The organism is Rurimicrobium arvi, from assembly GCF_039540495.1.
GTDB classification, from domain to species: Bacteria; Bacteroidota; Bacteroidia; order Chitinophagales; family Chitinophagaceae; genus Rurimicrobium; species Rurimicrobium arvi.
The window spans coordinates 232,160-257,327 of sequence record NZ_BAABEZ010000022.1; the positions used below are offsets into that span (position 1 = coordinate 232,160).

Below are 25,168 nucleotides of genomic sequence, written 5' to 3' on the forward strand. Positions count from 1 at the left end.
GCAAAGGTAGAATGCCCGGCTGCCGGGGTGCAAATAAACGGCGCTACCAATGGATGTATTGCGGCTACTTCTGGTTGTATTGCGGCAACTAACGGTTGTTTCCGGTGTAAAAACGAGTACAGGGGAACACATTGTCGTATGAGGCAGTCTCCGGACGTTTCCCATTCCGTTAAGCTACGGTAATGAGCGCCGCTCCGGGCTGCTGCTCCTGCAGGTAGCCCAATGGCTGCAATGCATAACCCTGCTCCAGCATCACTGCCTCAAATTCCGCACAGCCTTCCGGGGTGACGGCTACAAGGAGACCGCCGCTGGTTTGCGGATCGGCAAGGATATGTTTCTGTAATTCGGTTACCGGACCGATCCGGTGGCCGTAGCTCGCCCAGTTGCGGTTGGTACCGCCGGGAATGCAACCTTGTTCGAGGTAGGTGTATACAGACGGGATCACCGGCACTTTATCAAAATCGATCACCGCCGAGAGTCCGCTGCCCGCACTCATTTCCACCAGGTGTCCCAGCAATCCGAACCCGGTGACATCCGTCATCGCCGTTACCGAATCGAGTTTACTGAGTACCGCCCCCGGTTTGTTCAGCGTGGTCATGCTTTTCAATGCGATGGCTGCATCTTCCGGTTGCAACAATCCTTTCTTCTGTGCAGTGGAGAGCACGCCTACGCCAAGCGCCTTTGTCAGGTACAGACGGCTGCCCGCGGTGGCGGTAGCATTCTGTTTCAGCTGCGGTATGGCTACCATGCCGTTTACTGCGAGTCCGAATACCGGTTCCGGGCAGTCGATACTGTGGCCGCCAGCAAGAATAATACCGGCTTCGGCACAGATGGCTCTTGCCCCTTCGAGCACCCGGCCTGCCACTTCTGCCGGCACCTGGTTGATGGGCCAGCCCAGGATAGCGATGGCCAGTACGGGGGTGCCGCCCATGGCATACACATCGCTGATGGCGTTGGCTGAGGCAATCCGGCCGAAGTCGAACGCATCATCCACAATCGGCATGAAGAAATCGGTGGTGGATATCAGCGCGTTGCCATTGCCGAGATCCAGCACAGCAGCATCATCGCGCTTGTCGTTGCCCACCAGCAGGCGTGGGTCGGGGAGGGCAGCGGGGAGTTCGCTGTGCAGGATTTTATCGAGTATCGCAGGACTGATCTTGCAGCCGCAGCCGGCGCCGTGAGAGTATTGTGTGAGTTTGTATCCGGTGGAAATTGCAGACATGTGCGAGGTGCTTTGTATGCCGGTAAAAGTAAGGATTGTCTTGCCGAAAAAAAAGATTGTCGACTATGGGGCTGCAAGCAGTACATGATTGAGATTGCTTCAACCGCCTCATTCGGATTGTACCAACCCTTCATTCACCGGTTTCGCAATGACGCATCAGGTAAGGCATTGCCGATACATGGTCGGTCTCTGTGCGGCAGGCGCTTAAGGATATTGCTATGATTTTTTACGGAAGCCCGCCCAATTTCTTCCAGCCGAGCTTTGCTCCAGGCGGGACATTCCTCTTCTCTGTGTATTTGCGGCTGTAATGCCTGCACACGCTGGTTTCCCCTTGGTTACAACAGCTATCGGGGAAGGTTAGGGGTGGGTTTATGGAAAGAGGATACCACCTCTTGCGGTCTTTGCGAAGAGCACACAGCCTTTTGTATAGCCGCGAGGAAGCAATCTCTTCCTGATCGCGAACAGCAGCGTGCAGGATTGCTTTGCCTTCCGGCACTCTCGATCTGTGATCCTGCCTCATCGGCACGCTTCAGTAGCTTATGTATCTTTATGGAAACGCCAGCAGGCTTTGCAGCAAAGAATCGCTGTCTAAAGCTTCCGCATCCAGCGCTGTTACCTTTTGCGCATCGCGCATCGATAATCCTTTGCGGTAGGTTTTGTCGTAATAGAACAATACGATGCGGATGAAATCCGGCATGCGGTCTTCCCTTATCGCGCGGACGGCATCGCGGGTCTGCTCCGGGCCGAGGCGTCTGCCGATACGCTCGGTGCATTCCACGAGGAAATCCTTATCCAGCACACCATATTCGGCGGCAAGCCGCGCAACGCGCGTTTCCAGAGGTAACTGCAGATCCAGCATCGGTGCGGAGCGTATCTGCTCCCAAAGGTCTTTCGGTATCTCGCGCTTGCCGATACGGCGCGATTCGTCTTCCAGCCATAAAGGCTGAGCGGGATCTATGTCTTTCAGCCGCCATGCGAGCAGGTTCTCAAAATGTTCCTGGCTGGGCTGCACCATCCTGTTCATAGTGCCGTAGCTCGATCCCTGATGCTGTGCAATCGCTTCCAGGTCGATCACCTGTCTGCCGGCGGCTTTCAACTGATGCAGCCATTCCGTTTTGCCGGAACCCGTTTTGCCTCCCAGTATCCGCAGGTTGAAGCTGCGTTGCAGCTGCTGTAAGGTCCAGCGGCGGTAGGCCTTATAGCCGCCCTGCACCTGGTACACTTCAAACCCGTAAAAGTTCAATGCCCAGGCCAGCGCCCCGCTGCGCATTCCCCCGCGCCAGCAGTGTACTGCAATACGTTTGCCCGGTGCGAGCAGCAGGCATTGGCGGATCAGTTCGGCCCATTTAGGACCCACCAGCTCAAAGCCCAGCAATATGGCAGGTTCGCGGCCTATCTGCTTGTAAGTGGTGCCCACCTGCACCCGTTCTTCATTGGAGAATATGGGTACATTCTGTGCACCGGGGATATGCCCCTGTGTGAATTCTGCCGGAGTGCGCACGTCTATCAGCGGCAGTGATGCCGATTGTACGATCCATTCCTGTAAACTGATGCTGCGGTACATATGTGTGGGTAGAGCGGGCCTAAAGATAAGCGAAAGGAATCGCTCCGTACCCTTAATCCTGCTCCCGGCGGATGAGCTCCCACACCGCATCGTTGTAGCCGGCGCGGGTGGTGCCGGTGAGGGCTTCCAGCGTTTTGTAATACTGCTCATTGCCTTTGCTGTAGGGGCCGCAGTTGAGCAGTGTCCATACCCCGGCGAAGCCTTTTTCGCGCTCTATTTTTTTCACCCAGAGCGCATTCACTATATAGTCTGCCGAATTGCTGTAGTCGCCGGTTTTGAAGAATACCGGCTGTTCTTTCAGCGCCGCCCAGTCGGTCTCCGGGTGTGCGGCCACCTGTTCTTTAAATGCTTTGTAGATAGCGGGCCAACCCATGCCCCAGCTGCCGCCGTAGAGATACGCACAACCTTCGTCTACCGGGCGGTTGGTTTTGCTGCGTGCCACCGCCATCGAGAGTCGTTCGTGCCAGTGATCGTGCGGATCGAAGTATGCATACGAATCGTTTGCCTGCAATATCAGCTTACTGTTGCCATCCATAGTGGCCCATGCGCCGGACGATCTGCCGTTATAGTCCGATTTGTACGTCACTCCCGCCAGGCGTTGCAGCTCTATAGTGCCGGCACAGCAATAGATCGTCTGTTGCTTATCTGCTGTATGCAGCTTTGCATCATAGAGGTCTGTGTAGCGACGGTAAGCCTCCAGGCTTTTGCTGTTCAGTCCGGCAGGGTAGCGGAAGGTGGTATTGCCGACGCGTTTGGTTTTCCAGTTGCGGCTCAGGTAGCTCAGCGGCGAACTGAACAGGAAGCTGTCTCCCGATGCATGTGCGATGAAATCGAAACTGGCGCGCAATTGCACCGAATCGTTGGCATAGCCGATGTAAGCAACCTGTATCCAATAGCGCCGGCCTTTCATTGGGACGATATTCATCAGGCAGGGTTTGTAAAAGTTACTATCGTTGCGCGCCGGGTTGTAGCGTATTTCTTTTAGTTCGTCCAGCTGTACAAAGGTGGTGGCGCGTTCTGCGGGTAATACCCAGGGATTGGCTTCATTGTCTTTGTCGGCCGCGAGCAGAAAAGCATCGAGCTTACCTGTGAGCTGTTGCTCTTTGGGCAGGCGCACACCGGAAGGGATTTGCAGGGACGATTGCGCGACGGCGGGTGCAGCGCAACAGGAAAGGAGGATGGGCAGTATAAAAGTTTTCATGGGATGGGGGTTTGTTGTATTAGTGATATATGCACTATCAAAGTAAGGATTACTGCTCCGCAAACGGAGTTATCAATTGGTTGCCGACCTGTTAGTGGTTCGTTATTGCGGTAAGCATAGATAGATTGAGGGGCTTGTGACGGGATAGATGCTGCTTTGGCTCAAACAGTTCCGGGCGGTCCTGTTATCTGCGATAGGGCTGCCTATTAGTAAGGGTTGGCGCGCCTATCACCGCTGATAGGCGCGCGTACCCCTAATGATAGGCGTGCCTACCTGTTAGAATAGGCACGCGTACCCCTGAAGATAGGCGGACATACCTCTAAGGGTAGGCACGCCTACCCCTGATAATAGGCGCGCCTACCTGTTTGAATAGGCCCGCGTACCCCTAAGGGTAGGCGGGCCTACCTCTGATAATAGGCACGCGTACCCCTAAGGATAGGCGAGCCTACCCCTGATAATAGGCGCGCCTACCTAAAAGGTAGGCGACACCACTACTATAGTTGGGCCGACTGTAAAAAAGAAACCCGGCACCCCTACCTTTTCAGGGTTAGGGATATGCCAGGTTCTTCTATGTTTACTGTTTGCGTGCTTGTTTGGGGTTCCGGATTCTTATCCGGAACGTTTGCTGTCGGCACCGGTTAATTGAACGACAGGGTGGCTACGCCACCGGGAAAGCCTGCGGCCACCCAGTTCACATTTGTGGGTACTGCGCGGCAGAAGGTGCAGGAAGCGTTATACACCTGGTAGCTGGCCGCCAATACGCGACCGGTACAGGGTTCGCCTACCTGGAACAGTGTGGGGAATACGGCACAGGCAGAAGTGGATGTGTACAGGTCGGCGCCGGTGATGTAATCGCTGGGCAGCAAACCCAGTCCCGGAACCATTGACGCATTAGCGTAAGTGACGGAGGAGAGCGGGGCCAGCGCAATGAAACTGCTGGAATTGGGCGTGCCGCAAAGCGGAGCGCTGATACCGCGGATGATGTAGTAGACCGTGCAACCGGTATTGTTGCTTACGGTGAGGCTTCCGGCCTGCGCTTTTGCGCCAAGCGTAAGGAAGCAGAGACAGGCAAGTGTAAAAAGGTGTTTCATACATTTTGGTTTTTGGAAAGTGAACAAATGATACGGCCTGCGCCGCGATGGTAAAAGTAGGGCAGCGCTGTGCGGGTTTGTTTGTTCAGACGGATCGGGAATTTGTCTGTTTGGCTCAGTTTCTTGTTTATTCAGATCGGGGAGCTGCCGGTATGCCCGGGCAGATCCTGCTGCCGGAGCAGGTCTATCGGAGCCTGCCCGAAGTAGCGCGTGAATGCGTGGGTAAAACTGCTATGGTCTGCATAGCCTACCAGTGAAGCCACCTCGGCGATGCTGCCGGGGCATTGTGCGAGGAATTGTTTTGCACGATCCATGCGGTGTTGCAGAATGTAGCGGTACACGGGTTGCCGGAAGTATTGTGCAAACTGGCGTTTGAGCCTTGCCGGACTCAGGCTGAAGCGCAGGCAGAGCTGCTCCAGCCTCAGATCCTGGTCCAGGTTGGAAAGGATATAGGCCTCAATCTGCTTCAAGCGTTCTATATCGTCTGCACGAAAGATCATCGGTAATGCACCTGTTTGCGTGATCAGGTAACATTACAAATATATGTATTTTGAAAAATAAAGGCACCTTTGTAGCTGAAAAATACTTAAATAAAAATGGACATTAATTTTCTATAAAATAAATACTAATCATTTATTTTTTATAAGTATGTTTGTCTCCACCAATAACACCAATAATGCGAAACCCCAAATGGCATAGAGATGAAATTCTCTTGGCGCTTGATCTGTACTTCGACCCAAATAGAGGAAGCATCGACGCGAGAAATCCGAAAGTCGTGGCATTGTCTACTTTGCTGAACCAATTACCGCTATTTACGAGTAGACCTGACGAAGAACGCTTTCGAAATCCGAACGGCGTTAGTTTAAAGCTGTCTAACTTTTTGGCAATTGATCCGGAATATCCCGGAAAAGGCATGCAGAGTTATAGCAATTTAGACGAGACTATTTTTCACGAGTTTGTGCACGATCAAGAACGGCTCCGGCAAATTGCACATCAAATACTTGCGGTAGCGGCTAATGAAACATTGAAGCAAGATTTAGCCGAAATAGGGACTGATGATTATACCGATGATTTTACAGTGCAGGAAGGAGAAATATTGTATAGGCTGCATAAGTATCGTGAACGCAACCGCAAACTGGTAGCGGCAAAAAAGAAAGCTGTATTACAAGCAAAAGGGCAACTTGCCTGTGAAATTTGTGGTTTTGATTTTTTCAAAACCTATGGCGAATTAGGTAGGAATTTTATAGAATGCCACCATATCCAACCGCTTTCGAGTTATGATGCAAATCGTACAACAAAACTGGATGATCTCGCAACTGTATGTGCCAATTGTCATCGGATGTTGCATAGAAACACGGGCTTGTTAACAGTTGAAGCATTGAGAAGCTCGCTTAATGATATGCATAATAAGTCATAACATGGGACCTGAATTAAAAAATGGCATTATCGTATTGATCTCCATACTTGCAGGAATTGGATTGTTCTTATACTGCCTGATGCTGATTGATGCTTCAAATGGCAGCGCTTCGAAAAAGGAATCTACCATAGAAATCAACTTCAAATTGAATACGGATAATTGAGACAAATATTATTTTATTCTTCTGTAAAGTGACGAATGTAGGATATTGGATGCGCGCATACAGCTTGTCCTGACCTTCTGCAGGCTTATTGTCTGCCAGTTCACGGAGCTTACTGATCACTTCGCTATCATCCCTGACGGAGTCATAGTAATACAATGATTTGGCCAGATTAATGGTCTTGCAGGCCCGGCGGATACTTACCTGGAAAGTTTGACCCAGGTAAGCAACAATGTTCTTCCGATCACCGGGCCTTACCACTTTTTTGACAGCACATCCTTGAGCATCCGGTTATCAAGAGCCAGATCAGCGTACATCTGTTTGAGCTTACGATTCTCTTCTTCCAGATCTTTGAGCTTCTTGAGTTGCTCACTATCCATGCCTGAATACTTTTTCTTCCAGGCATAAAAGGTCACTTTAGCGATACCAAGCTCCCGGCAGATATCCTCTGATTTACGGCCATTCTCATACTCTTTAAGTGCCGAGGCTATCTGGGCCTCGCTGTGTTTGGACTTTTTCATATCGACTATTTAAAGGTAAAAAATCATACTTTTAAATGGTCCGATTTTTAGGAGGGGTTACAGGAGCACTGCTGATAGAGAGTCAGTAAGAATAATTTACACAACATGGAAGTCCAGTTAGATTACTAACTGGACTTTTTTAATTAATCCAAACAAGACTATTGAAATGGTCTTTTAATTTTTCATCTTTAGTCTTGATAAACATTTCCATATCATTATCAAGCACTTTTATGTAAATCCTCCTAAGCAATTTGTCGCATTTTTCTGCTAACTCCTTTATTGTTGTCTCACCTTTCGGTTTTACAATTCCTCCATGTAAAAAGCGCGAGCGAATATTATAAATATCAGAAACAGTATTAAATGTTTCTTCCTGCTCTTCATTTGTACCTCCAATGTATTTTGCTATCCGCATGGATATTTTGTAGGTAATTTCACCCGTTTCGCTACATCCAAATAAACAGTCAAAAATAGGCCCGGCAAAAGCGATCTTTTGAATCATCACAGGCGTACTCCTATACATTCGTAAGAATAACCGGATTATATCAATCTTGGTAAAAGTTTTGTAATCCGCTTCATTGAGCAATGCAGAAGAATAACTCCGTGTTTTATGTAGGGTGGTGAAAGTAGGATCAATGTCTTTCACTTCGGGGTGTGCTTTTTCTATTTTTTCTAACCTACTTACCGCTGATAAAATTTCTTGTTCTGAGAATGCAGTTATATTTAAACTACCATCTAAAAGAGTAGATACTTCCGAACTAGTTTGGGCTGAGAAAATTGGTTTACTATAATGTCCCTTTTCATCAACAAGGAATTTAAAACCTGCCTTTAAACTAATAGAGTGGTCTCTTTCTAACCACATTAAGTCAAATACTTCAGTGAAAAAGTGACTACAATTATGCAGGTCTTTATAAAATTTCTTTTCGTCAAATTTAAAAGACAGCAAGTGCTCAACTTGAACAATACATACCTCTGGTGCATTATCGGTATACAATGCTCCCATTTGATGTTTAACATATGGTTGGTTAAGGATTGCAGAAATTTTCTCTTTATCAGGTAGTATCTGGTAATTCCTGAGCGTTATAGGTGCTTCAATTATTAAACCTTCGCATTGAAAAAACGTGAGTAAATGTGTTATTTCCATTCCGCAAATTTATATACAAATTATTTCCTTATTTAAAAAAAAGTGCTATGTTTGACTTAAACGTAATACAATGCCTATAAGTTGCTACAATACTAAAAGTACAATTGAAATAATAATGGCAGTTGCTATGGCTGGCTCAATCGCACTTTTATTTTACAGAAGTATTAAACTTAAAAAAGGAATTGGAGCAAGGATAATACAGTTTGCATGTGTTCTTCTAATAATACCAGGGTTGATAATACTCGGGCTTGAAGACATCCTACACGGTGAAACTATCGCTACTATTATTGGGGGGTTGATTGGTTACACTTTGTCTGGGATTGGAGATTATGATAAAAGGAAAAAGGGTGAGGAAACAGATAGGTAATCAAATTGCGGAAAGTTATATTATTATATATTTTAAACACACCTATTAGTACGCAACCGCATAGTTCCGTAATAAAATATTAGTTGGTGGAGTCTGATAATCTAAGTTTGGCGTACGTATCGCCTCATCAAAAAAACGTTTAAGCAATTGGAGAACATTTTCAGAAATAACTAAAGATTGAGCTATTACTAAATCATTAAACGCAAAACATATATTATCTATTTCATCAGCTTGTTTATCTAATTGTTCAAGAGATAATTGTGATGTGTGATTTTCCTTTAAGATCTTTTCCGATAAAACATAGCCATCCTCTGAAGCTCTTAATACTTTTTGAAGATTGTTTAATAAAGAGGTATAAACTTCTAATTTCTTTTGAAAAAGGTAATTCTCGTTATCAAAGCGCTTCTGCCTAATGTAATTTAAAAAGGAAAAGACCAACGCACCTAATGCAGTCAAAAACGTAGAACATCCTTCGCTTCCATCTAAGTATTATTTTGGAATCTCCACCAACTTTTCCAACCTTGCCATCATCTCATCCTTCTCTTGTAGCATACGTTCGTAGAGTGCCATTTTTTCCTCGTGTAATTTTTTGATCTCTTCAATAGGATTAATATTGAAGGTTGGTGTGTGGCCTGTATTTAGAAATGCTCCGTTGTCAAACGTATTTGCAATAATATTCACCGCCTGTTCCTCATCAAAATTCTGAAACGCTTCTACGGGTATGTGCAGCACGCCGGAGATCTGGCGCAGGATATCCGGCTCGATAGTGTCTTTTTGTTCCAGCAGGGAAATCTTCTTCTGATTCCAGTCGTCGCCGAGGTCGGCAGCTAATGCATCCTGCTTAATGCCCAGCATCTCGCGGAATCTCTTTACGTTTCGTCCTTCGTGTATTTTGTTCGTGTAGCCCATAGGTACAAATTTAGCTTTATCCGGTGCGTAAGTTACACTTGTTCCGGTAAATGTGCAGATAATTCAGACACTAATTTATCCGGTATCCGTATAGGGTAGAACGCGCAGCTGACGGTGCTTTGCAATGATCAAAAAAAACAGACGAACGATGACACGTAAGAAGAAACCGAGAAGTTTATATGTAGGCAATAACATGATTGCATCTACCCGGCGCACACCGGAAAAGAATATTCCCTACCTAAGGCTGCAAGGCAAGTGGCTGCAGGATTGCGGATTTTGCTGCGGCGATGTGGTGACGGTGATACAGGGAGACCGCTGCCTTACGATCCTGAACAATAGTCTGCTCGAAGATCAGGAGCCACGTGTGGAATAAGTCATTAAAAAGCAACTCCCGGAAAGCGGCAACAGGTAATGCTGCGTTCCGGGAGTGCTGTGTGAGGAGTATCGTGTAGATATTAGGAGTCGCCTTTTGCGGCGGCGTGTATCTTCTGGATGTCGAGCTTCTTCATGGGCATAATGGCCTGCGTCACGCGGTCGATCTCGTCCTGTGTGCCTTCGCGCATGATGGTTTCCAGCTCAGCTGAAGATACCTGCCAGGAAAGCCCGAATTTATCTTTCAGCCATCCGCATTGCTCGAAGCGTGGGTCGGCAGAAAGCTTGTTGGCATAATAGTCGATCTCTTCCTGGTCGGCACAGGTGATCACGAGCGAGAATGCTTCGTTGAAGTTGAATGCATGCGGGTAGCCGCTGTCCATGCACGCGATCCAGATATCTTCCAGCTGGAAGTCGGCATACATCAGTGTATTGGCCGGGTCCTGCTCGGAGCCTTCCGGGTATTGGTGTGCCGCACCTTTGCGGGCATTCGGAAATATGCTGCAGTAATAGTCGATAGCTTCCGAAGCGCGGCCTGCGTTGTGACCCGTAAACATCAGTGAGGGTACAATAAACGGGCGCGGTTCGCCTTCGGGTTTGGAGAGCATCAGTTGCCAGGATACACCGTAGCGATCCTGTATCCAGCCGTAATGTTTGCTGAAGGGGTATTCGTCCAGCGGCATCAACGCTTGTCCGCCCTCGGATAAGGCAGCCCAGGCGCGGTCGAGCTCTTTCTTTGCTTCGGCTTCGTCGTTCCCGAAAAGCGCGGGATCATAGTTTACAATAAATGAAGCGGCCGGAGTGGGGCGGAATTCGGGCCCGGCACCCATGGCCATCAGTTCCTGTCCGTTGAGCGTGAAGTTCAGCAGGTCGCAGTCGCCGGAGGGTGTATTGCGCAGTTGGATGCTGTGCTGTATCTGGGAATTGGGAAATACGGTAACGTAAAACGCTACTGCTTCGCTGGCATTCTTATCGAACCAGAGATGGGGGATTATCTTTTGCATAAGGGTAGGGCCGTTGGATTGCGGCTACAGTAAGTTGGCAAAAAATAATGAAGCGGATGCGCAGGACTATGTTAAAAACCCTGTATGATTTTTTAAGGCCTTAGCTTTCTTCGTCGTAATAGATCTTGTAGAATTTGCGGCCGTTCTCGTCCACGCCCTGCTCTATGAGTTCGCGGTTGCCGTGGATGTAAATATGGAAATTCTTGTCCAGCTTCAGCACGCTCTTGAATACGCGTGCCTGCTTGCGCACGGCCTGCGCGTTGATCTCAAAACTGTCGGAGATATTCATCTCATTCTCGTTGCGGTAGCTTTCGTCGAACTGGCGGAAGGAGCGGATCACGCTTTCGTCGGCAAATACCTGTTGCTCGAATTCGTCTTTATCGAAGGTGTTGTGCGATTTGAAATAATCTACCGAGCGGTTCAGGAAATCAATCTGATCGGCACGCGTTACTTCAAATTCTTCCTGCAATTGCTTGGTCACAAACTGCTTGGCTATGCCGAGGAACTGGTTGGTCTGGTGGAAGTCGTTGTTCAGCACGGCTACATTCAGGAACAGGTCTTTCCAGTACTGGGCTTCGTTGCCTTTGTTGGTATTGTCTACAATAGCGAGTACGAAGCCTTTTTCTGATTCTGTGTTGAAGACCAGGCAGCCTTTGTCCAGCTTATTGATATTGATGCCCTCGCGGCTTTCGATGCCGATGCCTTCGAAGCTTTTGTTTACCTCCAGGAAGGTGTCGCGGTTCTCTGAGCGGAAGAGTCCTACGGCTTCACGGCTTTGTCCGTCCAGCACGGTATCGCGGAAATGCACTACATAGAATTCGCCGCCTTTTACTTTCGGGTGTGCGCTCTGGCCATACAGGTGTTTTGCAAGGTATGCCGACTGTTCGGTGAACGCGTCTGCATTTTCAAATATACGCGCCACGCAGGTGTACACTTCGTTCATCGGCAGCTCTATATCGTGCTGAAAGCGGTAATATTCTTCCGATTTGATCGACGAAAGGAAGTATTGGCACAGGATGCCTTCCAGCGCTTCGTCTGTTTCCAACGGCCGCTCTGAGAGCAGGTAGTTTTCGTCGGCAGCTTTGTTGCCTACCTGATGCACGATTATTTGCCGGATGCTTGCTTCTCCCCACGCGAACTTCATTGCCTGATCTTATATTGGTTGTAAAAAAGGGAACGAAGATAGGGCAATTGATCGCGCCTTCATAAGAATGTGTGTGACGGTGCCCGCCTATAGCTGGCATACACCATTGCGCACGGCCCAGAGCGCAAGCGCTACACGGGTTTTCACCTGCAGTTTTTCAAACAGGGCTTTCCTGTATCCGTCTATCGTCTTGGGACTCAGGAACATTTTATCGGCTATTTCCTGGTAGGTGAGTTCGGTGCAGGCCAGGCGTACGAACGCCAGTTCTCTTTCGTTGAGCTGGTGTAAGGTATGCGATCTGCCTCCGGGGCGCATGCTGTCAGTTTTGATGGCGTGGATGAGTTGGCCGGTGACGGTGTCTGTATAATAATACCCCTTTTCATAAACGGCCTTGATTGCAGTCGCGAGTTCGCTGGGTTCCACATCTTTGCCCAGATAACCTTTTACGCCCAGGCGCAGCATACGGATAATGCTTTCTTCAGATTGCAGCATGCTCACCACCAGTATGCGGATGTCGGGATATTGTTCGGTAAGCCATTGCACGGTGGCAAATCCGTCCATCTCCGGCATATTCACATCCATCAGTATGATATGCGGCAACTCGGTGCATTGTGCAATGCTGCGCATGAGCTCCAGTCCGTTATCGGCTTCGAATACGATTGTAAAGTCGGGGCTTACGAGCTCTATCAGATTGATCATTCCTTTGCGGAACAGTTTATGGTCGTCGACGATGGCTATGCGGATCATGGTGTTGCTTTTTTTTAAACGGGAAAAGTGACAGATAGGGTGGTGCCTTCCCCGGGAATGCTGGTGATATCCAGTGTGGCGCCTGTAAGTGCAGCCCTGGTGCGGAGATTGCTCATGCCTTGTCCGCTGTATTGGTGTACGGCAGGGTTGAATCCGATGCCGTTGTCGGCAATGGTAATATGGATATGATCCGGCAGCCGGAGTATAGATACCGACAGCTCAGACGCCAGCGAATGCTTGAGCGCATTGTTGAGCGCTTCCTGTACCATGCGGTAAAGCACAATGGCTTTTTCGGTGGCGATATGCGGTATGTTTTCATCTGCCCGGAACTGTACCGAAAAAATATTTGTCTTGCGGATGCGTGCTATTTCCCATTCTATGGCTTGCAGCAAACCCTGGGTGGCGATGAGGTTGTGACTGAAGCTGAGCGAGAGCGAACGGATATCGGTGATCAGCTGCTGTGTGAGTTCCTTGGCCTCACGTACTTTTTCTGCGGCCGCATGCTGGTCTACATAGTCGATCATATTCAGGTTGATCTTGATGAGCGAAAGCAGCTGCCCGAAGTTGTCGTGCAGTTCCTGCCCGATATGTCGGAGTGTCTGTTCCTGTATTTCTATCTGAGCTTCGAGCATCATCTGGTCGCGCTGCTGGTCCGACAATTGCTTTTCCAAAGCCATTTGCTGCTTTTTGCGTACGAAGTAGATCACAAACAACAGCAGAAAGCCTGCTACGAGCAGGAAAGCAATGCTGCCCAGTAATATCAGCAGATCGATTTTCGGGTCCGGTAGCATAATACAAATGAGATAGTGAAGCAGGAGTACATCAGCAGATTCAGCAATTTCATGATCTGGGAATAGATCTCTTTCCCGAACAATGTAAGATGCTTGGCTTCCGCATAATCGTAAAGTGCATTGATGATCAGACAGCCGAAATTAAAGAACAGCAGTCCGGCAACTATCCAGAACATCGGTTCGCGGATGGGTGTCTCAATGTGCTCGCTATACGTGAGCAAATCATACAGATATACGAGTGAGGCAAAGATCAGTAGCAGCGAAAGCAATATATTGGTATCTGTATTGTAGCCGTTATTGAGCCCTTTTCCGAATGCGATATTCCACACGCTGAAAAGCAGGCCGGTTAACAGTGAGGTTAGGATCAATCTTTTCCGGCTATTGGCTTTGAGCACAAGTACTATCTGCAAAGAATAAAATCCGAATTCAATAGGTACGTATATGTTGTAGAGAAAAAAATTAGGCCGGTGCAGGCAATAATGAAAATAGTTACCTGCACATTCATTGATAACAGTGTACAGTAGCAGCAATATGAATAGCCGAAAATATCGCGGTCCGAAGCGACCCCAGATGCAGGCAGCCAGGAAGGCGATACTTTCGACTAGTATATGAAAAGAGAATTTCAATAATTAGTTTATCGGATGCACTTCTCCCTGATCGTAACAGTTGTTGTCACTGGGTGGAATAGAAGCCGGTACAAGTATTAGAGTCAGCCTATTGAGGTCATCGATCCCGAAATGTATGTCTACATTGCTATTTACAGTGTTATTTATACCGGAAAGATATTGCTGTAGTAGATCAATGTCAAAACGTATATAGTCAGGATATATCACAGGCGTGTTATGGGGATTGGTACGAAACACATGGTACTTTCTTTTCCTTTTGTTGAATTCATCAAGCGTAATGATAGCATCAACGAACGAAGTTTTTGGTAATTCATTGTGCTTTTCTGCAGAAGCATTTTTTTGATCTTTTTGAGACATGATTTTGATTTTAAAGTGAAACAATAATCAAATCTAGGAAGGGGGCATATCCGCTCCAAGCGCCGCGAATGGAAACAGGATTTCCGGAGGCAAATACAGGAAATTTCCTGTGGCAGAATAAACGTTTTTCATCTTTTAAGCTTTTTATCGTCCAGATACATTTGTGCATTCATCAAATATAAAATTAAAAAGCATGAAAAAACTATCTTTTGTAATTCTTTTATTCGCAATCACCATAACGGGGATTGTGCGGAAGGCACAGGCACAGAAAGTGCATCACATCAATATTGATTTTACCGCGAAAACGGTGCAGACGCAACAGAATGGCAAATTGAAGCAGGGTGATTTTGTAAAGGTGAATGTGCTGCATCTGAACCAGCAACAGTATAAAGTGTCCATCAATAAGTCGGATACTTCATTTTATTCAGATGTGGTTTTCCCGAAGCTCGCTGATATAGATATGGCGGGTATTGCAGATATGCTGGCGAAAATACCGGCGCTCAGTACCACGGTTTCTGTTACTGCGCCCCAGCCGGAATCGATATCAAACGCGTTCACCGAGAGCTATACGAAAAGCAATACAAAAATAAAAAAGGTACCTGCTTCCCCTTTCCCTGGTCGGTTGAATGCTGTGCTTGCTGCGCTTGCCGGCATTTATTCCTCTATGATGCAGGATAAGATTGCCATTGACCAATTGAACTTCGAGATTGAAAAATACCTGTTGGAACAATATGATATGCAGGCTACAGGTGCCCGTACGTTTAGCGCTCCGGTTATTTCACCCGCAGTGATCGAAGCCAGAATAGATGTGGTCAGGGCGTCTGTCGTTGCTAATATGATTCAAATTTCCAAGGAGCGTGATCATCTTGTTACAATAAGTGCGAGTTCGGGTTTTACCGAATGGCTTGGGCAGAGCGACGAAAATAAAAATTTCTATCAGGGCATTCAGGCTCTTGTAACTACCATGGATACAACGGAGGCGAACGTATTCTTACAGGTGAATGCGGTTAACGCTGCTGCATTGTTGAAACGTGTGCTGAAACTGGCCAACAATGCATCGACCACGTTTACCTCTCTCCCGATGATGATCAACGGAGATGCTACAGAACTGGATATTGCGATCATTCCCAAGGACAGCTCCTGGGGTTTGCCTGCGTTCAATATACCAAAGCTGCGTTTCCCTTCTACGCCACGCTGGTATGTAGGTGGCGGAAGTTCCTTTATCTATTCGTCGTTGCGCAACGAAGCTTACTCCACTGTTGAAACACAGGTAGATTCGGTGAAGAAAAACTACAAGCTTAAAAAAGAAGGTGGTCTTTCCGGAGAGCTGGCCATTGCGGCACTGTTGCATTTCGGTAGCAAAATTGGTCATACAGACTGGGGTTGCAACCTGGTAATAGGCCCGGCGCTTTCCCTTACCACGGTGGTGCGTCCACGTCTTACAACCGGCATTGGCTTCAGCTACGGAAGCAGGCAGATGCTGAGTGCCAACCTGATGCTGGTGGCCGGGTATGAAAGTCGGCTCAGCACAGTGTACGAAGCCAATACAGAGTATCCGGTAAAGCCTGAAACACCCGTAGTGTCGCGCCTTGGGGTAGGCTGGGGTATAGCGCTGGGGTACATCTATAAATTCTGAGGGATCGGATAGCGTTTCTCAAATACACGTCCGTCAACAACAAACCCCTTATTGCTTTCTGCGATAAGGGGTTTGCTGTTGGAATAACGGATTCGGATATGGCGTTACACGTCCAGTCGCCCGCGGAATCCACGCGCAGCGTAATAGGATGATGCGCCGTTGTGATACACGAACACGTGATCGTAACGCCGGTCGCAGAATAAGGCTCCGTCCAGCTTGCGGATGGCTTCGGGTGTATATATCCAGCTGGAAGTTTTGAGATCTACCGGTTGCAACTGCTGCAGGTACCGGTAGTCTTCTTCCGTGAGGATACGTATGCCTATCTCCTGTGCAAGCGCGAGGGCAGATCCCGCTGGTTTGGCTTCCTTACGGGCGTCCAGCGCTTCGTTGTCGTAACACAGGCTGCGGCGGCCCTTGGGGCTTTCGGCCGCACAGTCGAAAAAACTGCATACACCGCTGTGTTTATCGTACGATATCAGATCCGGCTCTCCGCCGCTTTCTTCCATGCGCTGCAATGTTTCCAATGCTTTCGGATGTTGCTGCAGCCGCAGTTCCACCTGCTCCCAGGATACCTGCGGATGGCGCGCCGGATGTTTCCGGAAGCGCTGCTCCAATATGCTGAGCAATTGCTGCTGGGTGGATTTGCTGAGTCTGACTGCCATATCTGTTTCAAAAAGGTTCTTGTAAAAATACACTAAAAGCGCCGGGGCTGGTAGCAGTTATATTGTCACGACAATACGCGTTCCTCCTTGCTGATCCATCTGCCATACGCGCGCGATGTCTTCGAGCGGCAGCGCCTGCGTGTCTGCCCGGAGACCGCCTGCGGCTGCAAGCTTGAATAATTCCGGCAGTATGTTCCGGATAAGTTCCTGCACTTCCTGTGCCGACCAGCTTCCGAGTCCCGAACCGCAAAGGCGTATATCCGTACCGCGCAATATGGAGGAGGAGAGGCTGATCTTATCTCCCGCCATTCCGCCTATGCTTACATAGCTGATGGGGTGACCATAGCTGCCATTTCCTTTGAGCGTATCGAGCATCAGCTCGGCGCTGGCTCCCCAGAGATAATCGAGCACGATATCGATCGCATGCTGCTGGTGCAAGGCGCGCAGTTGTGCCTGTATGGCTTCCGGCTCCTGCTGCAGGTGAACCAGGTGATCTGCACCCAGATCCCGCAACGATTCCAGTACTCCGGAATTCCGCCCGGTTGCAATGACGCAGGCCGCTCCGTAATGTTTCGCGAGCTGTACCGCCACTTTCCCGGTAAAGCCTGTTGCACCGTTGATGAGGACAGTCTGGCCAGGCTGTATCTGCGCCCTGAAACGCAAGGCCATCGCGGACCCCATTACGGCATTGGGTAAAGCCGCGGCGGAAAGGTCGTCCAGCCCCTCGGGTATGTGCACTATGGTGTTACGGTCGATCAATGTGGTTTCCGCCAGCGTGCCGGATATTCCCAATGCATATACGCGTGTGCCGTCGGCCAGTACACCTGCTGCATCGCCGCCCGGAATGCGGGGTTGCCATGCCTGATCCTGCGTTGAATAGTGTTGTCCGCTCGCACGCATCTTGTCGAGATGCTTCAGTGATACTGCTTTTACCTGCATGATCTGTTCGTGTTCCCCTGACGGTACAGGCGCGGGAAACTGATCGGTGTAACGCGGAAGACTTCCTTTTTCGAATACTACTGCTGCTTTCATTTTTTATCGTTGATGCGGCAAAGCTAGAGTGCCTCCCGGCGGCGGACGATAACATTTGTTACTAAATGAAAGTCGGTGGTGTTTATTTTCCTTTCGCGATGCGGGATTTGATCCGGCTCAGGTGCACACTGCTGATACCGAGGTAGGAAGCAATGTAATGCTGCGGCACCCTGCGCACCAGCTCCGGCCGCTCCTGCAACAGGCGTTCGTATCGCTGCTGTGGCGTGTCGCGGATAAAGGACAGGAAATGTTTCATGTAATCAAAGGTGCGCTCGAATATCGTTTCGAGCAGCAATTCGCGTAGTTGCGGATCTCCGGATACCGCGGTGAGCAATGCCTCCACATCCTGCTTGTCGGCACAATACAGTACGCAGGGTTCTATTGTTTCTATCGCTATCAGACTTGCAATGTTTTTGCGGAAACTCTCTATGGATGCGACAGCCGTATGTTCGAAGAAAAACTGAAAGGTGATGTCTGCGCCGTCATTGTTGAAACAGGCGCGTACGCAGCCTTGTTCTATCCAGTAGAATTTCCGCGCGATCTCGCCTTCGCGCAGCAGGCAGGTCTTTGCCGGCACTTCGATACGCCGGAAAGGCTGCAGGTAGGGTTGCAGCTTTTCCATGGTTGCCGGTGGTATATTGCGCAGTTGTTCGAACATGCTATTCGTTCAGACCTTTGCCATTTAATATCTGGGGAATGTGCTTCTGAATACGCGATATGCGGGTCTGCTCCTGCTTTGCGTCTGCAAAGTACAACGCGTACGCGCGTTGCCTGCCGGGCGTGAGGGCCTCAAATGCTTTTTTCAGTTCCGGCATTTCCCTGAATGTCGCTTTCAATTCTGCCGGCAGCGTCAGTTCGGACGGCGCGCGTTTCGGTACTTTCAGCCCGGACCGTTCCACGCGTACGGCTTCACGCAGGTATTTTTTCAGTACCGTTTTCTGCGCTTTGATCTCCGCAAGACTGGTGAAACGGATCTGCCGGCCAGATTGTACATTTTCGGTTTGTTGTACGAGTATACCGTCCGGATCGTCCATGATCGCGGCCTTAAACAGCAATAAGGCACAGTATTCCTTAAATCCGTGGATCAGTACCACATTCGCGCCGTCTATCGTGTAACAGGGATGCCCCCATTTGAAATCTTCTTCGAAATCCTTGTCCGCAGAAATAATAATCTCGCGGAGCAGGCTCATTTCTTCGCCCCATTTACCGGCTTTGTCGAGGTATGCATCTACTGTTGCATTCATAGCGTTTGTGCTTTTCCGTTAAGTAAAGGATAGGGTCTGCCCGCAGCTGGTCTGAAATACCAAGAGACAAGAGTCAGTACCAATAACAGTAAAGATGGGAAAATATCCGCAAACGGATGTGCACAGATCAGGTGTGATATACCGGCGCAGGACATCGCAAAAAAGCAGCCCGCGTAAGCCCATTCCTTTAGCAGGGGCATGCGGGGTAATAACAGGGCTGGTATTGCCAAAAGCTTCCAGGTGCCGATGATCGTGAGCAGGTAGGGGGGATAGGCGAGACTTTGCATACGTACCAGTTCTTCTTTACGATGCAGCAGCTGCACGATGCCAGTGGATGCAAGTCCCAGACAAAGCCAGGCTGTGGCAATCCAGTAAATGATGTTGCGGGTTCTGTTCATAACTCCTTGCAATTATTGTTGTATGAAATAGCTTTCCAGGCGTTGGTGGGCCATATTAATTCCCTGGATAAAGGGCAGTTGCAATATCTGATCGCGTATCGCGACTGAGCGGTATACAACCTGCATATTGAGTCTGCTGCGCTCTGTTCCGATCGCTTCAAATTCGAGGAATTCCAGTTGCGGACCAAAAGGTGTCTGCAGCATCTCAAAGGTGCGGACGATACGCTTACCCGGAACAAGCTCATGTATACTGCCGCCGAAATAGTGCTTGTTGCCTTTGGGGTCTGTGGTTTCGAAACGGTAGGCACCACCGGAGCGGTTATCAAGCTGCACCACCTGTGTGCCCATCCATTGGGCCACGATATCGGCTTCTGTATAGGCACGGAACAGCAGTTCCAGCGGCAGGTCGAATTCGCGTGTGATAAATAATTCCTGCTTGCCGTTCTCGGCGTTCACTTTTGTTTTGAGTTCCATAGTCGTTTTTTGTCAGGATTTGTATTTTTTCATTACAGCTTCAAGCTTGTTAAACCGGTCGTCCCAAAGCTTGCGGAACGGTTCGATAAAGTCGGAGATCTCTTTGAACTTAACCGCATTGATGTAATAATGTATTTCCCGGCCGTTCTGTTCCTGCCGCAGCAATTCGCACTCTGTGAGTACCTGTATGTGCCGCGATATCGTTTGCCGCGAAGAATCGAACTGTGCCGCAATGGCGCCCGGTGTCATGGCTTGCAGCGCTACGAGCGTAAGAATGGCCCTGCGTGTGGGATCGGCGATCGCCTGGAAAACATCTCTTCGTAATTCCATAAATAATATGCAGCTATTTGACTGCAAATATACGTGCAGCTATATAGCTGCACAAATTTATTTTTCAGGTTGGTTGTTTTAACTCCGGAGTAGGGTGGTACAGCAGAAGGGGAGTGCAGCACTCCCCTTTCTCAGGAACTCCCGGATTCGAGTATGATCTCTCGGTCCGTTCCGATGCTTTTGGCAAACGCTTCGTCATGCGATACCAGTACCAGCGTTCCGCGATACTCCTGTATTGCCTGGCTCAGGATTTCGACATTGCTGATGTCCAGGTTGTTGGTGGGTTCGTCCAGCACGATCATCTCCGGTGCCTGGCGTCCGATATTCAGGCAGCAAAGCAGTAATCGCATGCGCTCGCCGCCGCTCAGCATACCGCAGGTTTTGTCCCAGTCTCCACGGGTGAACAGAAACCGGTTCAGACGTGTTTTTATTTCGTGTTCCTGCAAGGCGCCCGTATTGAATGCCTGTGCCTGCTCATACACCGTCAGGCCGTTTTCCAGCAATGCATATTCCTGGTCGATATACACATGATTGAATGCTGCGCGGGAAAGCGCTCCGGTATCGGGCTGCTTTAGTCCGAGGATCAGCTGTATCAGTGTGGTTTTGCCGGAACCGTTCCCGCCTTTCAAAGCAATCCGCTCTCCGCTGCTGATCTGAAAACTCAGGGCTTCGGGCCAGAGAAACTTTCCTGAGTAAGCAACATTCACCGCTGTTGCCGAACACAGAATTTTCCCTTTATGCAGCGAAGCATCCGTAAAATCAAACTTCATTTTGTCGATTGCAGGTAAATGGTCCCGCAGCTGTTGCAATTCCTTTCCGATCGACTGTACCTTTTCGGCATGAGCATCCTTTGTCTTTGCGGTGCTGTTCTCCGCATTGTTGCGCAACGTGTTCATCATGATTTTCGCTACGCCCGCTTTTTCCTGCTTTGCTTTTCCACGCGCATCGCGTTTCTGTTGTCGTTCTACGGATTCGCGTTCTTTTTCGCGCGCTTTGCGCAGCGCCTTTTCGTGGCTGTGAATGTCTTGCTGCAGCGCATCCTGCTCCAGCTGTTTCTGCTGCAGGTAATGTTCGTAGTTGCCACCGTAATATTGTATGTTCCCGGTAGTCAACTCGCATATAGCTGGCATCAGGTTCAGCAGTTTGCGGTCGTGGCTCACAATAAGCAGGGTCGCTTTGCAGGTTTCTATAAAACGGTACAAATGCTCCCGGCTTTGGGCGTCCAGGTGATTTGTCGGTTCATCCATTAAAATGAGAGCAGGTTTATGAATCGCGATTCCTGCCAGGAATACCTTTGTTTTCTGTCCGCCGCTGAGCGCTTCCATCGGTTGCTGCAGGTCGGAAACGGACAGTCCCCACGCGGCTAAGGCAGCTTCGGCACGTTCGGCAATCGTCCAGTCGTCCTGTAGCTGATCAAAATACACCGCGTCGGTATGGCCGTCGAGTATCTGCTGCAATGCATGCAGCTTTTCGCTGATGCCCAGTGCAGCTGCCACGGTCAGGTGATTGTATTGTCCGAATGTCTGCGGGACCAGGTAGGGCTGACTCGCTATAGTTATGTGTCCGCCTGAAGCTTGCAGGTTGCCCGCGATTATATGCAGTAAAGTGGATTTCCCGGAGCCGTTGTTGCCGACAAGGGCGAGTCGTTCCGAAGTGTTTACGGTAAAGTTGATATTTGTAAAAAGCGCATGTTTGTCCGGATGCGCATAGGATAGTTGTTGCAGAACGATCATCGATGCAGTCATTTCCAAGTGAACAATATTCGCCGCAAAAATGCTGCGGTCGGGGATTCTGTCTGAAGGAAAAGGATCGATTACATGTTAGTGTGTTCCGGATAAATGTGCGACAAAGATACGGATAAGCCCGCAAAACTGATAAATTGAACGTTGCAGTTCAATCATAATCGGGATGTATTTGAAAGACAAGCGTTTGGTGAGCAGTTGGGCCTAAGCACCTACTCTCCGCCCTTACCACTATTTGCTCATAATTTACATTATGTTAAGTAAATGAAATTTGCTGCTACTCTGTTCATCAATTATCTTAGCTCCGTCAATTCATACCGCTCCAATGAAATCCGTTACGAAGTACTACTCAAATGGTGAAGTCACTATTGTCTGGCAAAACGAAAAATGTATCCACTCCACCGTTTGCTGGAAAAACTCCACCGGTCTCCCCGATGTGTTCAATCCTAAGGATCGTCCATGGATCAAGCCGGAAGCTGCGGAAACGGCGGCTATTATTGAGCAGGTAAAAAAATGTCCTTCCGGTGCTCTATCGTTTTTTATGAATGCGGATGTTGCTCAAAATGCTGCACCGGAAGCTCCGGAAACGCAACCTGAAACACAGGTTCAATCTGAAACGATTATCGAGTTGGCCCCTAAAGGTCCGCTGATGGTTTACGGAAATGTGGTGATCAAAGACGCAGACGGCAAGGAAACCCGTAAATCAAAGGTTACAGCCTTATGCCGTTGCGGTGCTTCTGCAAACAAACCTTTCTGCGATGGCAGTCATACCAAAATAGATTTTCAGGGCTGATCGCCTTGTAGCTTCACCGATACCTTTTTAACAAGTATTTCGGCGCCTTTTACGGTTGATTGTCGTTATCTTTGGCGCAATGCGTATTTTTCTGGCATCATTGCTGCTGACCATTTTTTCTTTTCAGATCCTCCCTGTAAGGGCGATCGGAAAGATTTTGTTCAAGGCACAGCTGACCGAAGAATTACATGAAGAAGATAGTCCGGAGGACGGCGACGATCCGTTTGATATGGACTTTACTTCCAAATTCAAAGAGAGTCTACCCGCTTCTTTGCGCAGCTCCTTTCCTGAACCCTCATACGCTGAATACCGGATTGCCGGACTTACCACTTCGGTGATTCACAGATCCCAGTTCCTGGAGGATCAGCATTACCCGGATATATTTGTCCCCCCTCCGAACGCATAGGAATTTTACCGACTGAAGTTCACATTCTGTGTTCTTCAGTATGTTCCTGTCTTTATTGTTTTCATCTTTCAATCCTGCATAGCGGCATTCCCTCTGTCGTATATGCGCAAATCCCAATTGAATGCGTTCCCTTCTTCCCTCTTTTTCATATATAAAAAATGATGCAATGTCCGGACTGGTAGTCTTCCTGATTGCCGTCCCGCTTTGTCTGGGCATTGCGCTTGCCTGTGGTGCGCCGCTTATTGCGGGGATCAATGCTGGTATTGTCGGCGGTATTGTCGTGGGTATGTTTAGTGGCTCACAACTCAGTGTTACCGGTCCGGCCGCAGGTCTCACAGCTATTGTTGCGACAGCCATTCCTGCCCTCGGCGGTTTCGATCTGTTCCTGTGTGCTGTAGTCATCGCCGGGATTTTCCAGATTGTGTTCGGCATCATCAAAGCCGGTTCCATATCCAATTATATTCCTTCAAACGTTATTGAAGGGATGCTGGCCGGTATCGGTGTGATCATTATCCTGCGCCAGATACCGCATGCGTTCGGTTATGACAAAGCGAATGACGGAGATTTCTTTTCTGTGGAAGCCGGTGGCGAAGGCATGTTTGACTCGTTGATCCGCCACGTGAATTTTCTGCATCCGGGAGCTATTGTAGCTGCACTTGTGGCAATAGGCATACTGGTATTGTGGCAGCGTCCGTTCTTCAAACGCATTCAATGGTTGCCGGGCGGACTCGTAGCAGTGGTTTCGGGTATCGTGATCAATGAGTTGTTTAAGCTCAGCGGCAGCAGCTGGGTGATCGGTCAGGCAAATCTCGTAAGCCTCCCTACCCCGGCCAGTTTCAGCGAGTACCTCGGTCAATATCATCTGCCCGCCTTCAGTGGCTTTGCGAATCCTCATGTCTGGATCACGGGTCTGACAATTGCAGTGGTAGCTTCCATTGAAAGTCTGTTATGTCTTGAAGCGACAGATAAGCTGGATCCGATGAAGCGCTTTTCTCCGGGCAACCGTGAACTGTTCGCGCAGGGTGTGGGAAATATGGTAAGCGGTATGATCGGAGGTTTGCCTATCACTTCAGTGATTGTGCGGTCGTCGGCCAATATCAATGCAGGCGGACGCACCAAGCTGGCCACGATCATCCACGGGATTCTGTTACTGGTATTGGTGGCGGCTATTCCAACAGTATTGAACAAAATACCCTATGCTTCCCTGGCCGCAATCCTGATACTTACCGGTTACCGTTTGTGTCATCCTTCCATATTCCGTCATATATGGCAGGAAGGCGGTCGTGTCCAGTTTCTGCCTTTTGTGGTAACGGTGGTGGCAGTAGTTTCTATCGATCTGCTGAAAGGTGTTGCGATCGGATTGGCGGTGAGCATTTTCTTTATCCTGCGCCAGAATATGCGGAACGCCTATTATTTCCAGCGCAGTTCCTACGAAGACGGCGATCTGATCCGTATCAAACTTTCGGAAGAAGTATCGTATCTGAACAAAGGAGCGATCAAAAAGACACTCGAGTCGCTGAAGACCAACAGCAATGTGATCATCGACGCGGGCAACACAGAATATATCGACCATGATGTACTCCAGGTGATCCGCGATTTTGCACTGATACAAGCTCCGGAAAAAGGAATCCGGGTGTCGCTTTCCGGATTCAAATCTATTTACCGCTTACCGGATATGAACTCAGAAAGAGAGTTGATCTCGCGGCTTATCGACAAAAAGGGGGAACCAAAACGCACGGCGGGTAAAAATGAAAAGCTGATCAATGAACTGCAGGACAGCCAGCCTTAATTCCCTGTTTACTTAATCTAATCAAAAA

Annotated in this window: 31 protein-coding genes; 8 read left to right on the plus strand and 23 right to left on the minus strand. The window is 48.9% G+C overall.

Annotated elements, in window-relative coordinates; translation table 11 throughout:
• Positions 1 to 169 precede the first annotated feature (169 nt).
• The 5 genes from selD to ABD846_RS07720 form a co-directional block, all read right to left on the minus strand.
• Entirely contained in the window at positions 170 to 1,222 is a 1,053-nt protein-coding gene (gene selD, locus ABD846_RS07700; RefSeq protein ID WP_344824808.1) for a selenide, water dikinase SelD, read from the minus strand.
• A 547-nt stretch (positions 1,223 to 1,769) separates the two neighbouring features.
• A complete protein-coding gene (gene mnmH, locus ABD846_RS07705; RefSeq protein ID WP_344824811.1) occupies positions 1,770 to 2,786 on the minus strand; it encodes a tRNA 2-selenouridine(34) synthase MnmH in 1,017 nt (338 codons plus the stop codon).
• 52 nt (positions 2,787 to 2,838) lie between these two features.
• On the minus strand, positions 2,839 to 3,987 hold the full coding sequence (locus ABD846_RS07710) for a hypothetical protein (RefSeq protein ID WP_344824814.1): 1,149 nt from the start codon (positions 3,985 to 3,987) through the stop codon (positions 2,839 to 2,841).
• 638 nt (positions 3,988 to 4,625) lie between these two features.
• Positions 4,626 to 5,078: a hypothetical protein gene (locus ABD846_RS07715; protein ID WP_344824816.1), complete on the minus strand. Its 453-nt coding sequence runs from the start codon at positions 5,076 to 5,078 to the stop codon at positions 4,626 to 4,628.
• 131 nt (positions 5,079 to 5,209) lie between these two features.
• Positions 5,210 to 5,578: a helix-turn-helix transcriptional regulator gene (locus ABD846_RS07720; protein WP_344824819.1), complete on the minus strand. Its 369-nt coding sequence runs from the start codon at positions 5,576 to 5,578 to the stop codon at positions 5,210 to 5,212.
• A 176-nt stretch (positions 5,579 to 5,754) separates the two neighbouring features.
• Between ABD846_RS07720 and ABD846_RS07725 the strand changes: the two genes are divergently transcribed.
• Together ABD846_RS07725 and ABD846_RS07730 are read left to right on the plus strand one after the other, a co-directional pair.
• Positions 5,755 to 6,495, plus strand: a complete 741-nt coding sequence (locus tag ABD846_RS07725) for an HNH endonuclease (protein ID WP_344824821.1) — start codon at positions 5,755 to 5,757, stop codon at positions 6,493 to 6,495.
• A 1-nt stretch (position 6,496) separates the two neighbouring features.
• A complete protein-coding gene (locus tag ABD846_RS07730; protein WP_344824823.1) occupies positions 6,497 to 6,658 on the plus strand; it encodes a hypothetical protein in 162 nt (53 codons plus the stop codon).
• A 251-nt stretch (positions 6,659 to 6,909) separates the two neighbouring features.
• On the opposite strand, the gene ABD846_RS07735 is transcribed toward ABD846_RS07730, so the two are convergent.
• Both ABD846_RS07735 and ABD846_RS07740 read right to left on the minus strand, forming a co-directional pair.
• Complete coding sequence (locus tag ABD846_RS07735; protein WP_344824826.1) at positions 6,910 to 7,176, minus strand: transposase; 267 nt, start codon at positions 7,174 to 7,176, stop codon at positions 6,910 to 6,912.
• Positions 7,177 to 7,315: 139 nt separating this feature from the next.
• Positions 7,316 to 8,317: a hypothetical protein gene (locus ABD846_RS07740; protein ID WP_344824828.1), complete on the minus strand. Its 1,002-nt coding sequence runs from the start codon at positions 8,315 to 8,317 to the stop codon at positions 7,316 to 7,318.
• A gap of 70 nt (positions 8,318 to 8,387) precedes the next feature.
• On the opposite strand from ABD846_RS07740, the gene ABD846_RS07745 reads away from it, so the two are divergent.
• The gene (locus tag ABD846_RS07745) at positions 8,388 to 8,684 is read left to right on the plus strand and encodes a hypothetical protein (RefSeq protein ID WP_344824831.1); all 297 of its coding nucleotides are present in this window, start codon (positions 8,388 to 8,390) and stop codon (positions 8,682 to 8,684) included.
• A gap of 45 nt (positions 8,685 to 8,729) precedes the next feature.
• Here the strand turns inward: ABD846_RS07745 and ABD846_RS07750 are convergent, their stop codons facing one another.
• Together ABD846_RS07750 and ABD846_RS07755 are read right to left on the minus strand one after the other, a co-directional pair.
• Entirely contained in the window at positions 8,730 to 9,140 is a 411-nt protein-coding gene (locus tag ABD846_RS07750) for a hypothetical protein (RefSeq protein WP_344824834.1), read from the minus strand.
• A 33-nt stretch (positions 9,141 to 9,173) separates the two neighbouring features.
• Positions 9,174 to 9,593, minus strand: coding sequence for a helix-turn-helix domain-containing protein (locus ABD846_RS07755; RefSeq protein WP_344824837.1), 420 nt, complete (start codon positions 9,591 to 9,593; stop codon positions 9,174 to 9,176).
• 148 nt (positions 9,594 to 9,741) lie between these two features.
• Here ABD846_RS07755 and ABD846_RS07760 point away from each other — a divergent pair, with 148 nt between their 5' ends.
• Positions 9,742 to 9,966, plus strand: coding sequence for a SymE family type I addiction module toxin (locus ABD846_RS07760; protein ID WP_344824840.1), 225 nt, complete (start codon positions 9,742 to 9,744; stop codon positions 9,964 to 9,966).
• An 82-nt stretch (positions 9,967 to 10,048) separates the two neighbouring features.
• On the opposite strand, the gene ABD846_RS07765 is transcribed toward ABD846_RS07760, so the two are convergent.
• From ABD846_RS07765 to ABD846_RS07790, 6 genes are all read right to left on the minus strand, one after another.
• Entirely contained in the window at positions 10,049 to 10,969 is a 921-nt protein-coding gene (locus tag ABD846_RS07765; RefSeq protein WP_344824843.1) for a VOC family protein, read from the minus strand.
• Between the two features lie 100 nt (positions 10,970 to 11,069).
• Positions 11,070 to 12,113 (minus strand): nucleoid-associated protein, encoded by a 1,044-nt coding sequence (locus tag ABD846_RS07770; RefSeq protein ID WP_344824845.1) that lies wholly within the window; start codon positions 12,111 to 12,113, stop codon positions 11,070 to 11,072.
• Positions 12,114 to 12,200: 87 nt separating this feature from the next.
• Positions 12,201 to 12,860 (minus strand): response regulator, encoded by a 660-nt coding sequence (locus tag ABD846_RS07775; protein WP_344824848.1) that lies wholly within the window; start codon positions 12,858 to 12,860, stop codon positions 12,201 to 12,203.
• Between the two features lie 14 nt (positions 12,861 to 12,874).
• Positions 12,875 to 13,651, minus strand: a complete 777-nt coding sequence (locus tag ABD846_RS07780) for a sensor histidine kinase (protein WP_344824850.1) — start codon at positions 13,649 to 13,651, stop codon at positions 12,875 to 12,877.
• The gene (locus tag ABD846_RS07785) at positions 13,621 to 14,019 is read right to left on the minus strand and encodes a hypothetical protein (RefSeq protein WP_344824854.1); all 399 of its coding nucleotides are present in this window, start codon (positions 14,017 to 14,019) and stop codon (positions 13,621 to 13,623) included. Before ABD846_RS07785 ends, ABD846_RS07780 begins: the two co-directional genes overlap by 31 nt.
• A gap of 261 nt (positions 14,020 to 14,280) precedes the next feature.
• Positions 14,281 to 14,634, minus strand: coding sequence for a hypothetical protein (locus ABD846_RS07790; protein ID WP_344824857.1), 354 nt, complete (start codon positions 14,632 to 14,634; stop codon positions 14,281 to 14,283).
• A gap of 193 nt (positions 14,635 to 14,827) precedes the next feature.
• Between ABD846_RS07790 and ABD846_RS07795 the strand changes: the two genes are divergently transcribed.
• Positions 14,828 to 16,270, plus strand: a complete 1,443-nt coding sequence (locus ABD846_RS07795; RefSeq protein ID WP_344824860.1) for a hypothetical protein — start codon at positions 14,828 to 14,830, stop codon at positions 16,268 to 16,270.
• A 104-nt stretch (positions 16,271 to 16,374) separates the two neighbouring features.
• Here the strand turns inward: ABD846_RS07795 and ABD846_RS07800 are convergent, their stop codons facing one another.
• The 8 genes from ABD846_RS07800 to abc-f form a co-directional block, all read right to left on the minus strand.
• The gene (locus tag ABD846_RS07800; protein ID WP_344824862.1) at positions 16,375 to 16,932 is read right to left on the minus strand and encodes a DUF4256 domain-containing protein; all 558 of its coding nucleotides are present in this window, start codon (positions 16,930 to 16,932) and stop codon (positions 16,375 to 16,377) included.
• Between the two features lie 57 nt (positions 16,933 to 16,989).
• The gene (locus ABD846_RS07805; RefSeq protein ID WP_344824864.1) at positions 16,990 to 17,964 is read right to left on the minus strand and encodes a quinone oxidoreductase family protein; all 975 of its coding nucleotides are present in this window, start codon (positions 17,962 to 17,964) and stop codon (positions 16,990 to 16,992) included.
• An 82-nt stretch (positions 17,965 to 18,046) separates the two neighbouring features.
• Complete coding sequence (locus tag ABD846_RS07810; protein WP_344824866.1) at positions 18,047 to 18,622, minus strand: Crp/Fnr family transcriptional regulator; 576 nt, start codon at positions 18,620 to 18,622, stop codon at positions 18,047 to 18,049.
• Between the two features lies 1 nt (position 18,623).
• On the minus strand, positions 18,624 to 19,208 hold the full coding sequence (locus ABD846_RS07815) for a YdeI/OmpD-associated family protein (protein ID WP_344824868.1): 585 nt from the start codon (positions 19,206 to 19,208) through the stop codon (positions 18,624 to 18,626).
• Positions 19,205 to 19,606, minus strand: a complete 402-nt coding sequence (locus tag ABD846_RS07820; RefSeq protein WP_344824871.1) for a DoxX family protein — start codon at positions 19,604 to 19,606, stop codon at positions 19,205 to 19,207. The genes ABD846_RS07815 and ABD846_RS07820 overlap by 4 nt, the downstream gene beginning before the upstream one ends.
• A gap of 12 nt (positions 19,607 to 19,618) precedes the next feature.
• Positions 19,619 to 20,080, minus strand: a complete 462-nt coding sequence (locus tag ABD846_RS07825; RefSeq protein WP_344824874.1) for an SRPBCC domain-containing protein — start codon at positions 20,078 to 20,080, stop codon at positions 19,619 to 19,621.
• Between the two features lie 12 nt (positions 20,081 to 20,092).
• Positions 20,093 to 20,410, minus strand: coding sequence for an ArsR/SmtB family transcription factor (locus ABD846_RS07830; protein ID WP_344824877.1), 318 nt, complete (start codon positions 20,408 to 20,410; stop codon positions 20,093 to 20,095).
• A gap of 131 nt (positions 20,411 to 20,541) precedes the next feature.
• Positions 20,542 to 22,155: a ribosomal protection-like ABC-F family protein gene (gene abc-f / locus ABD846_RS07835; RefSeq protein WP_344824879.1), complete on the minus strand. Its 1,614-nt coding sequence runs from the start codon at positions 22,153 to 22,155 to the stop codon at positions 20,542 to 20,544.
• Between the two features lie 322 nt (positions 22,156 to 22,477).
• Between abc-f and ABD846_RS07840 the strand changes: the two genes are divergently transcribed.
• The 3 genes from ABD846_RS07840 to ABD846_RS07850 all read left to right on the plus strand — a co-directional run bounded on the left by ABD846_RS07840 (position 22,478) and on the right by ABD846_RS07850 (position 25,140).
• A complete protein-coding gene (locus tag ABD846_RS07840) occupies positions 22,478 to 22,945 on the plus strand; it encodes a (4Fe-4S)-binding protein (RefSeq protein WP_344824881.1) in 468 nt (155 codons plus the stop codon).
• 79 nt (positions 22,946 to 23,024) lie between these two features.
• Positions 23,025 to 23,351, plus strand: a complete 327-nt coding sequence (locus ABD846_RS07845; RefSeq protein ID WP_344824883.1) for a hypothetical protein — start codon at positions 23,025 to 23,027, stop codon at positions 23,349 to 23,351.
• 166 nt (positions 23,352 to 23,517) lie between these two features.
• Entirely contained in the window at positions 23,518 to 25,140 is a 1,623-nt protein-coding gene (locus tag ABD846_RS07850) for a SulP family inorganic anion transporter (protein WP_344824885.1), read from the plus strand.
• Positions 25,141 to 25,168: the final 28 nt, after the last annotated feature.

What these genes read in the sequence shown, in the direction of transcription:
- ABD846_RS07790 (WP_344824857.1), bottom strand. Translation starts at nt 14,634, where the DNA reads ATGTCTCAAAAAGATCAAAAAAATGCTTCTGCAGAAAAGCACAATGAA.
- ABD846_RS07805 (WP_344824864.1), bottom strand. Translation starts at nt 17,964, where the DNA reads ATGAAAGCAGCAGTAGTATTCGAAAAAGGAAGTCTTCCGCGTTACACC.
- ABD846_RS07730 (WP_344824823.1), top strand. Translation starts at nt 6,497, where the DNA reads ATGGGACCTGAATTAAAAAATGGCATTATCGTATTGATCTCCATACTT.
- ABD846_RS07735 (WP_344824826.1), bottom strand. Translation starts at nt 7,176, where the DNA reads ATGAAAAAGTCCAAACACAGCGAGGCCCAGATAGCCTCGGCACTTAAA.
- ABD846_RS07815 (WP_344824868.1), bottom strand. Translation starts at nt 19,208, where the DNA reads ATGAATGCAACAGTAGATGCATACCTCGACAAAGCCGGTAAATGGGGC.
- ABD846_RS07740 (WP_344824828.1), bottom strand. Translation starts at nt 8,317, where the DNA reads ATGGAAATAACACATTTACTCACGTTTTTTCAATGCGAAGGTTTAATA.
- ABD846_RS07820 (WP_344824871.1), bottom strand. Translation starts at nt 19,606, where the DNA reads ATGAACAGAACCCGCAACATCATTTACTGGATTGCCACAGCCTGGCTT.
- ABD846_RS07710 (WP_344824814.1), bottom strand. Translation starts at nt 3,987, where the DNA reads ATGAAAACTTTTATACTGCCCATCCTCCTTTCCTGTTGCGCTGCACCC.
- ABD846_RS07770 (WP_344824845.1), bottom strand. Translation starts at nt 12,113, where the DNA reads ATGAAGTTCGCGTGGGGAGAAGCAAGCATCCGGCAAATAATCGTGCAT.
- ABD846_RS07780 (WP_344824850.1), bottom strand. Translation starts at nt 13,651, where the DNA reads ATGCTACCGGACCCGAAAATCGATCTGCTGATATTACTGGGCAGCATT.
- ABD846_RS07800 (WP_344824862.1), bottom strand. Translation starts at nt 16,932, where the DNA reads ATGGCAGTCAGACTCAGCAAATCCACCCAGCAGCAATTGCTCAGCATA.
- ABD846_RS07720 (WP_344824819.1), bottom strand. Translation starts at nt 5,578, where the DNA reads ATGATCTTTCGTGCAGACGATATAGAACGCTTGAAGCAGATTGAGGCC.
- ABD846_RS07760 (WP_344824840.1), top strand. Translation starts at nt 9,742, where the DNA reads ATGACACGTAAGAAGAAACCGAGAAGTTTATATGTAGGCAATAACATG.
- ABD846_RS07825 (WP_344824874.1), bottom strand. Translation starts at nt 20,080, where the DNA reads ATGGAACTCAAAACAAAAGTGAACGCCGAGAACGGCAAGCAGGAATTA.
- abc-f (WP_344824879.1), bottom strand. Translation starts at nt 22,155, where the DNA reads ATGACTGCATCGATGATCGTTCTGCAACAACTATCCTATGCGCATCCG.
- ABD846_RS07775 (WP_344824848.1), bottom strand. Translation starts at nt 12,860, where the DNA reads ATGATCCGCATAGCCATCGTCGACGACCATAAACTGTTCCGCAAAGGA.
- ABD846_RS07755 (WP_344824837.1), bottom strand. Translation starts at nt 9,593, where the DNA reads ATGGGCTACACGAACAAAATACACGAAGGACGAAACGTAAAGAGATTC.
- ABD846_RS07840 (WP_344824881.1), top strand. Translation starts at nt 22,478, where the DNA reads ATGAAATCCGTTACGAAGTACTACTCAAATGGTGAAGTCACTATTGTC.
- ABD846_RS07830 (WP_344824877.1), bottom strand. Translation starts at nt 20,410, where the DNA reads ATGGAATTACGAAGAGATGTTTTCCAGGCGATCGCCGATCCCACACGC.
- ABD846_RS07725 (WP_344824821.1), top strand. Translation starts at nt 5,755, where the DNA reads ATGCGAAACCCCAAATGGCATAGAGATGAAATTCTCTTGGCGCTTGAT.
- ABD846_RS07795 (WP_344824860.1), top strand. Translation starts at nt 14,828, where the DNA reads ATGAAAAAACTATCTTTTGTAATTCTTTTATTCGCAATCACCATAACG.
- ABD846_RS07745 (WP_344824831.1), top strand. Translation starts at nt 8,388, where the DNA reads ATGCCTATAAGTTGCTACAATACTAAAAGTACAATTGAAATAATAATG.
- ABD846_RS07845 (WP_344824883.1), top strand. Translation starts at nt 23,025, where the DNA reads ATGCGTATTTTTCTGGCATCATTGCTGCTGACCATTTTTTCTTTTCAG.
- ABD846_RS07850 (WP_344824885.1), top strand. Translation starts at nt 23,518, where the DNA reads ATGTCCGGACTGGTAGTCTTCCTGATTGCCGTCCCGCTTTGTCTGGGC.
- ABD846_RS07765 (WP_344824843.1), bottom strand. Translation starts at nt 10,969, where the DNA reads ATGCAAAAGATAATCCCCCATCTCTGGTTCGATAAGAATGCCAGCGAA.
- ABD846_RS07715 (WP_344824816.1), bottom strand. Translation starts at nt 5,078, where the DNA reads ATGAAACACCTTTTTACACTTGCCTGTCTCTGCTTCCTTACGCTTGGC.
- mnmH (WP_344824811.1), bottom strand. Translation starts at nt 2,786, where the DNA reads ATGTACCGCAGCATCAGTTTACAGGAATGGATCGTACAATCGGCATCA.
- ABD846_RS07810 (WP_344824866.1), bottom strand. Translation starts at nt 18,622, where the DNA reads ATGTTCGAACAACTGCGCAATATACCACCGGCAACCATGGAAAAGCTG.
- selD (WP_344824808.1), bottom strand. Translation starts at nt 1,222, where the DNA reads ATGTCTGCAATTTCCACCGGATACAAACTCACACAATACTCTCACGGC.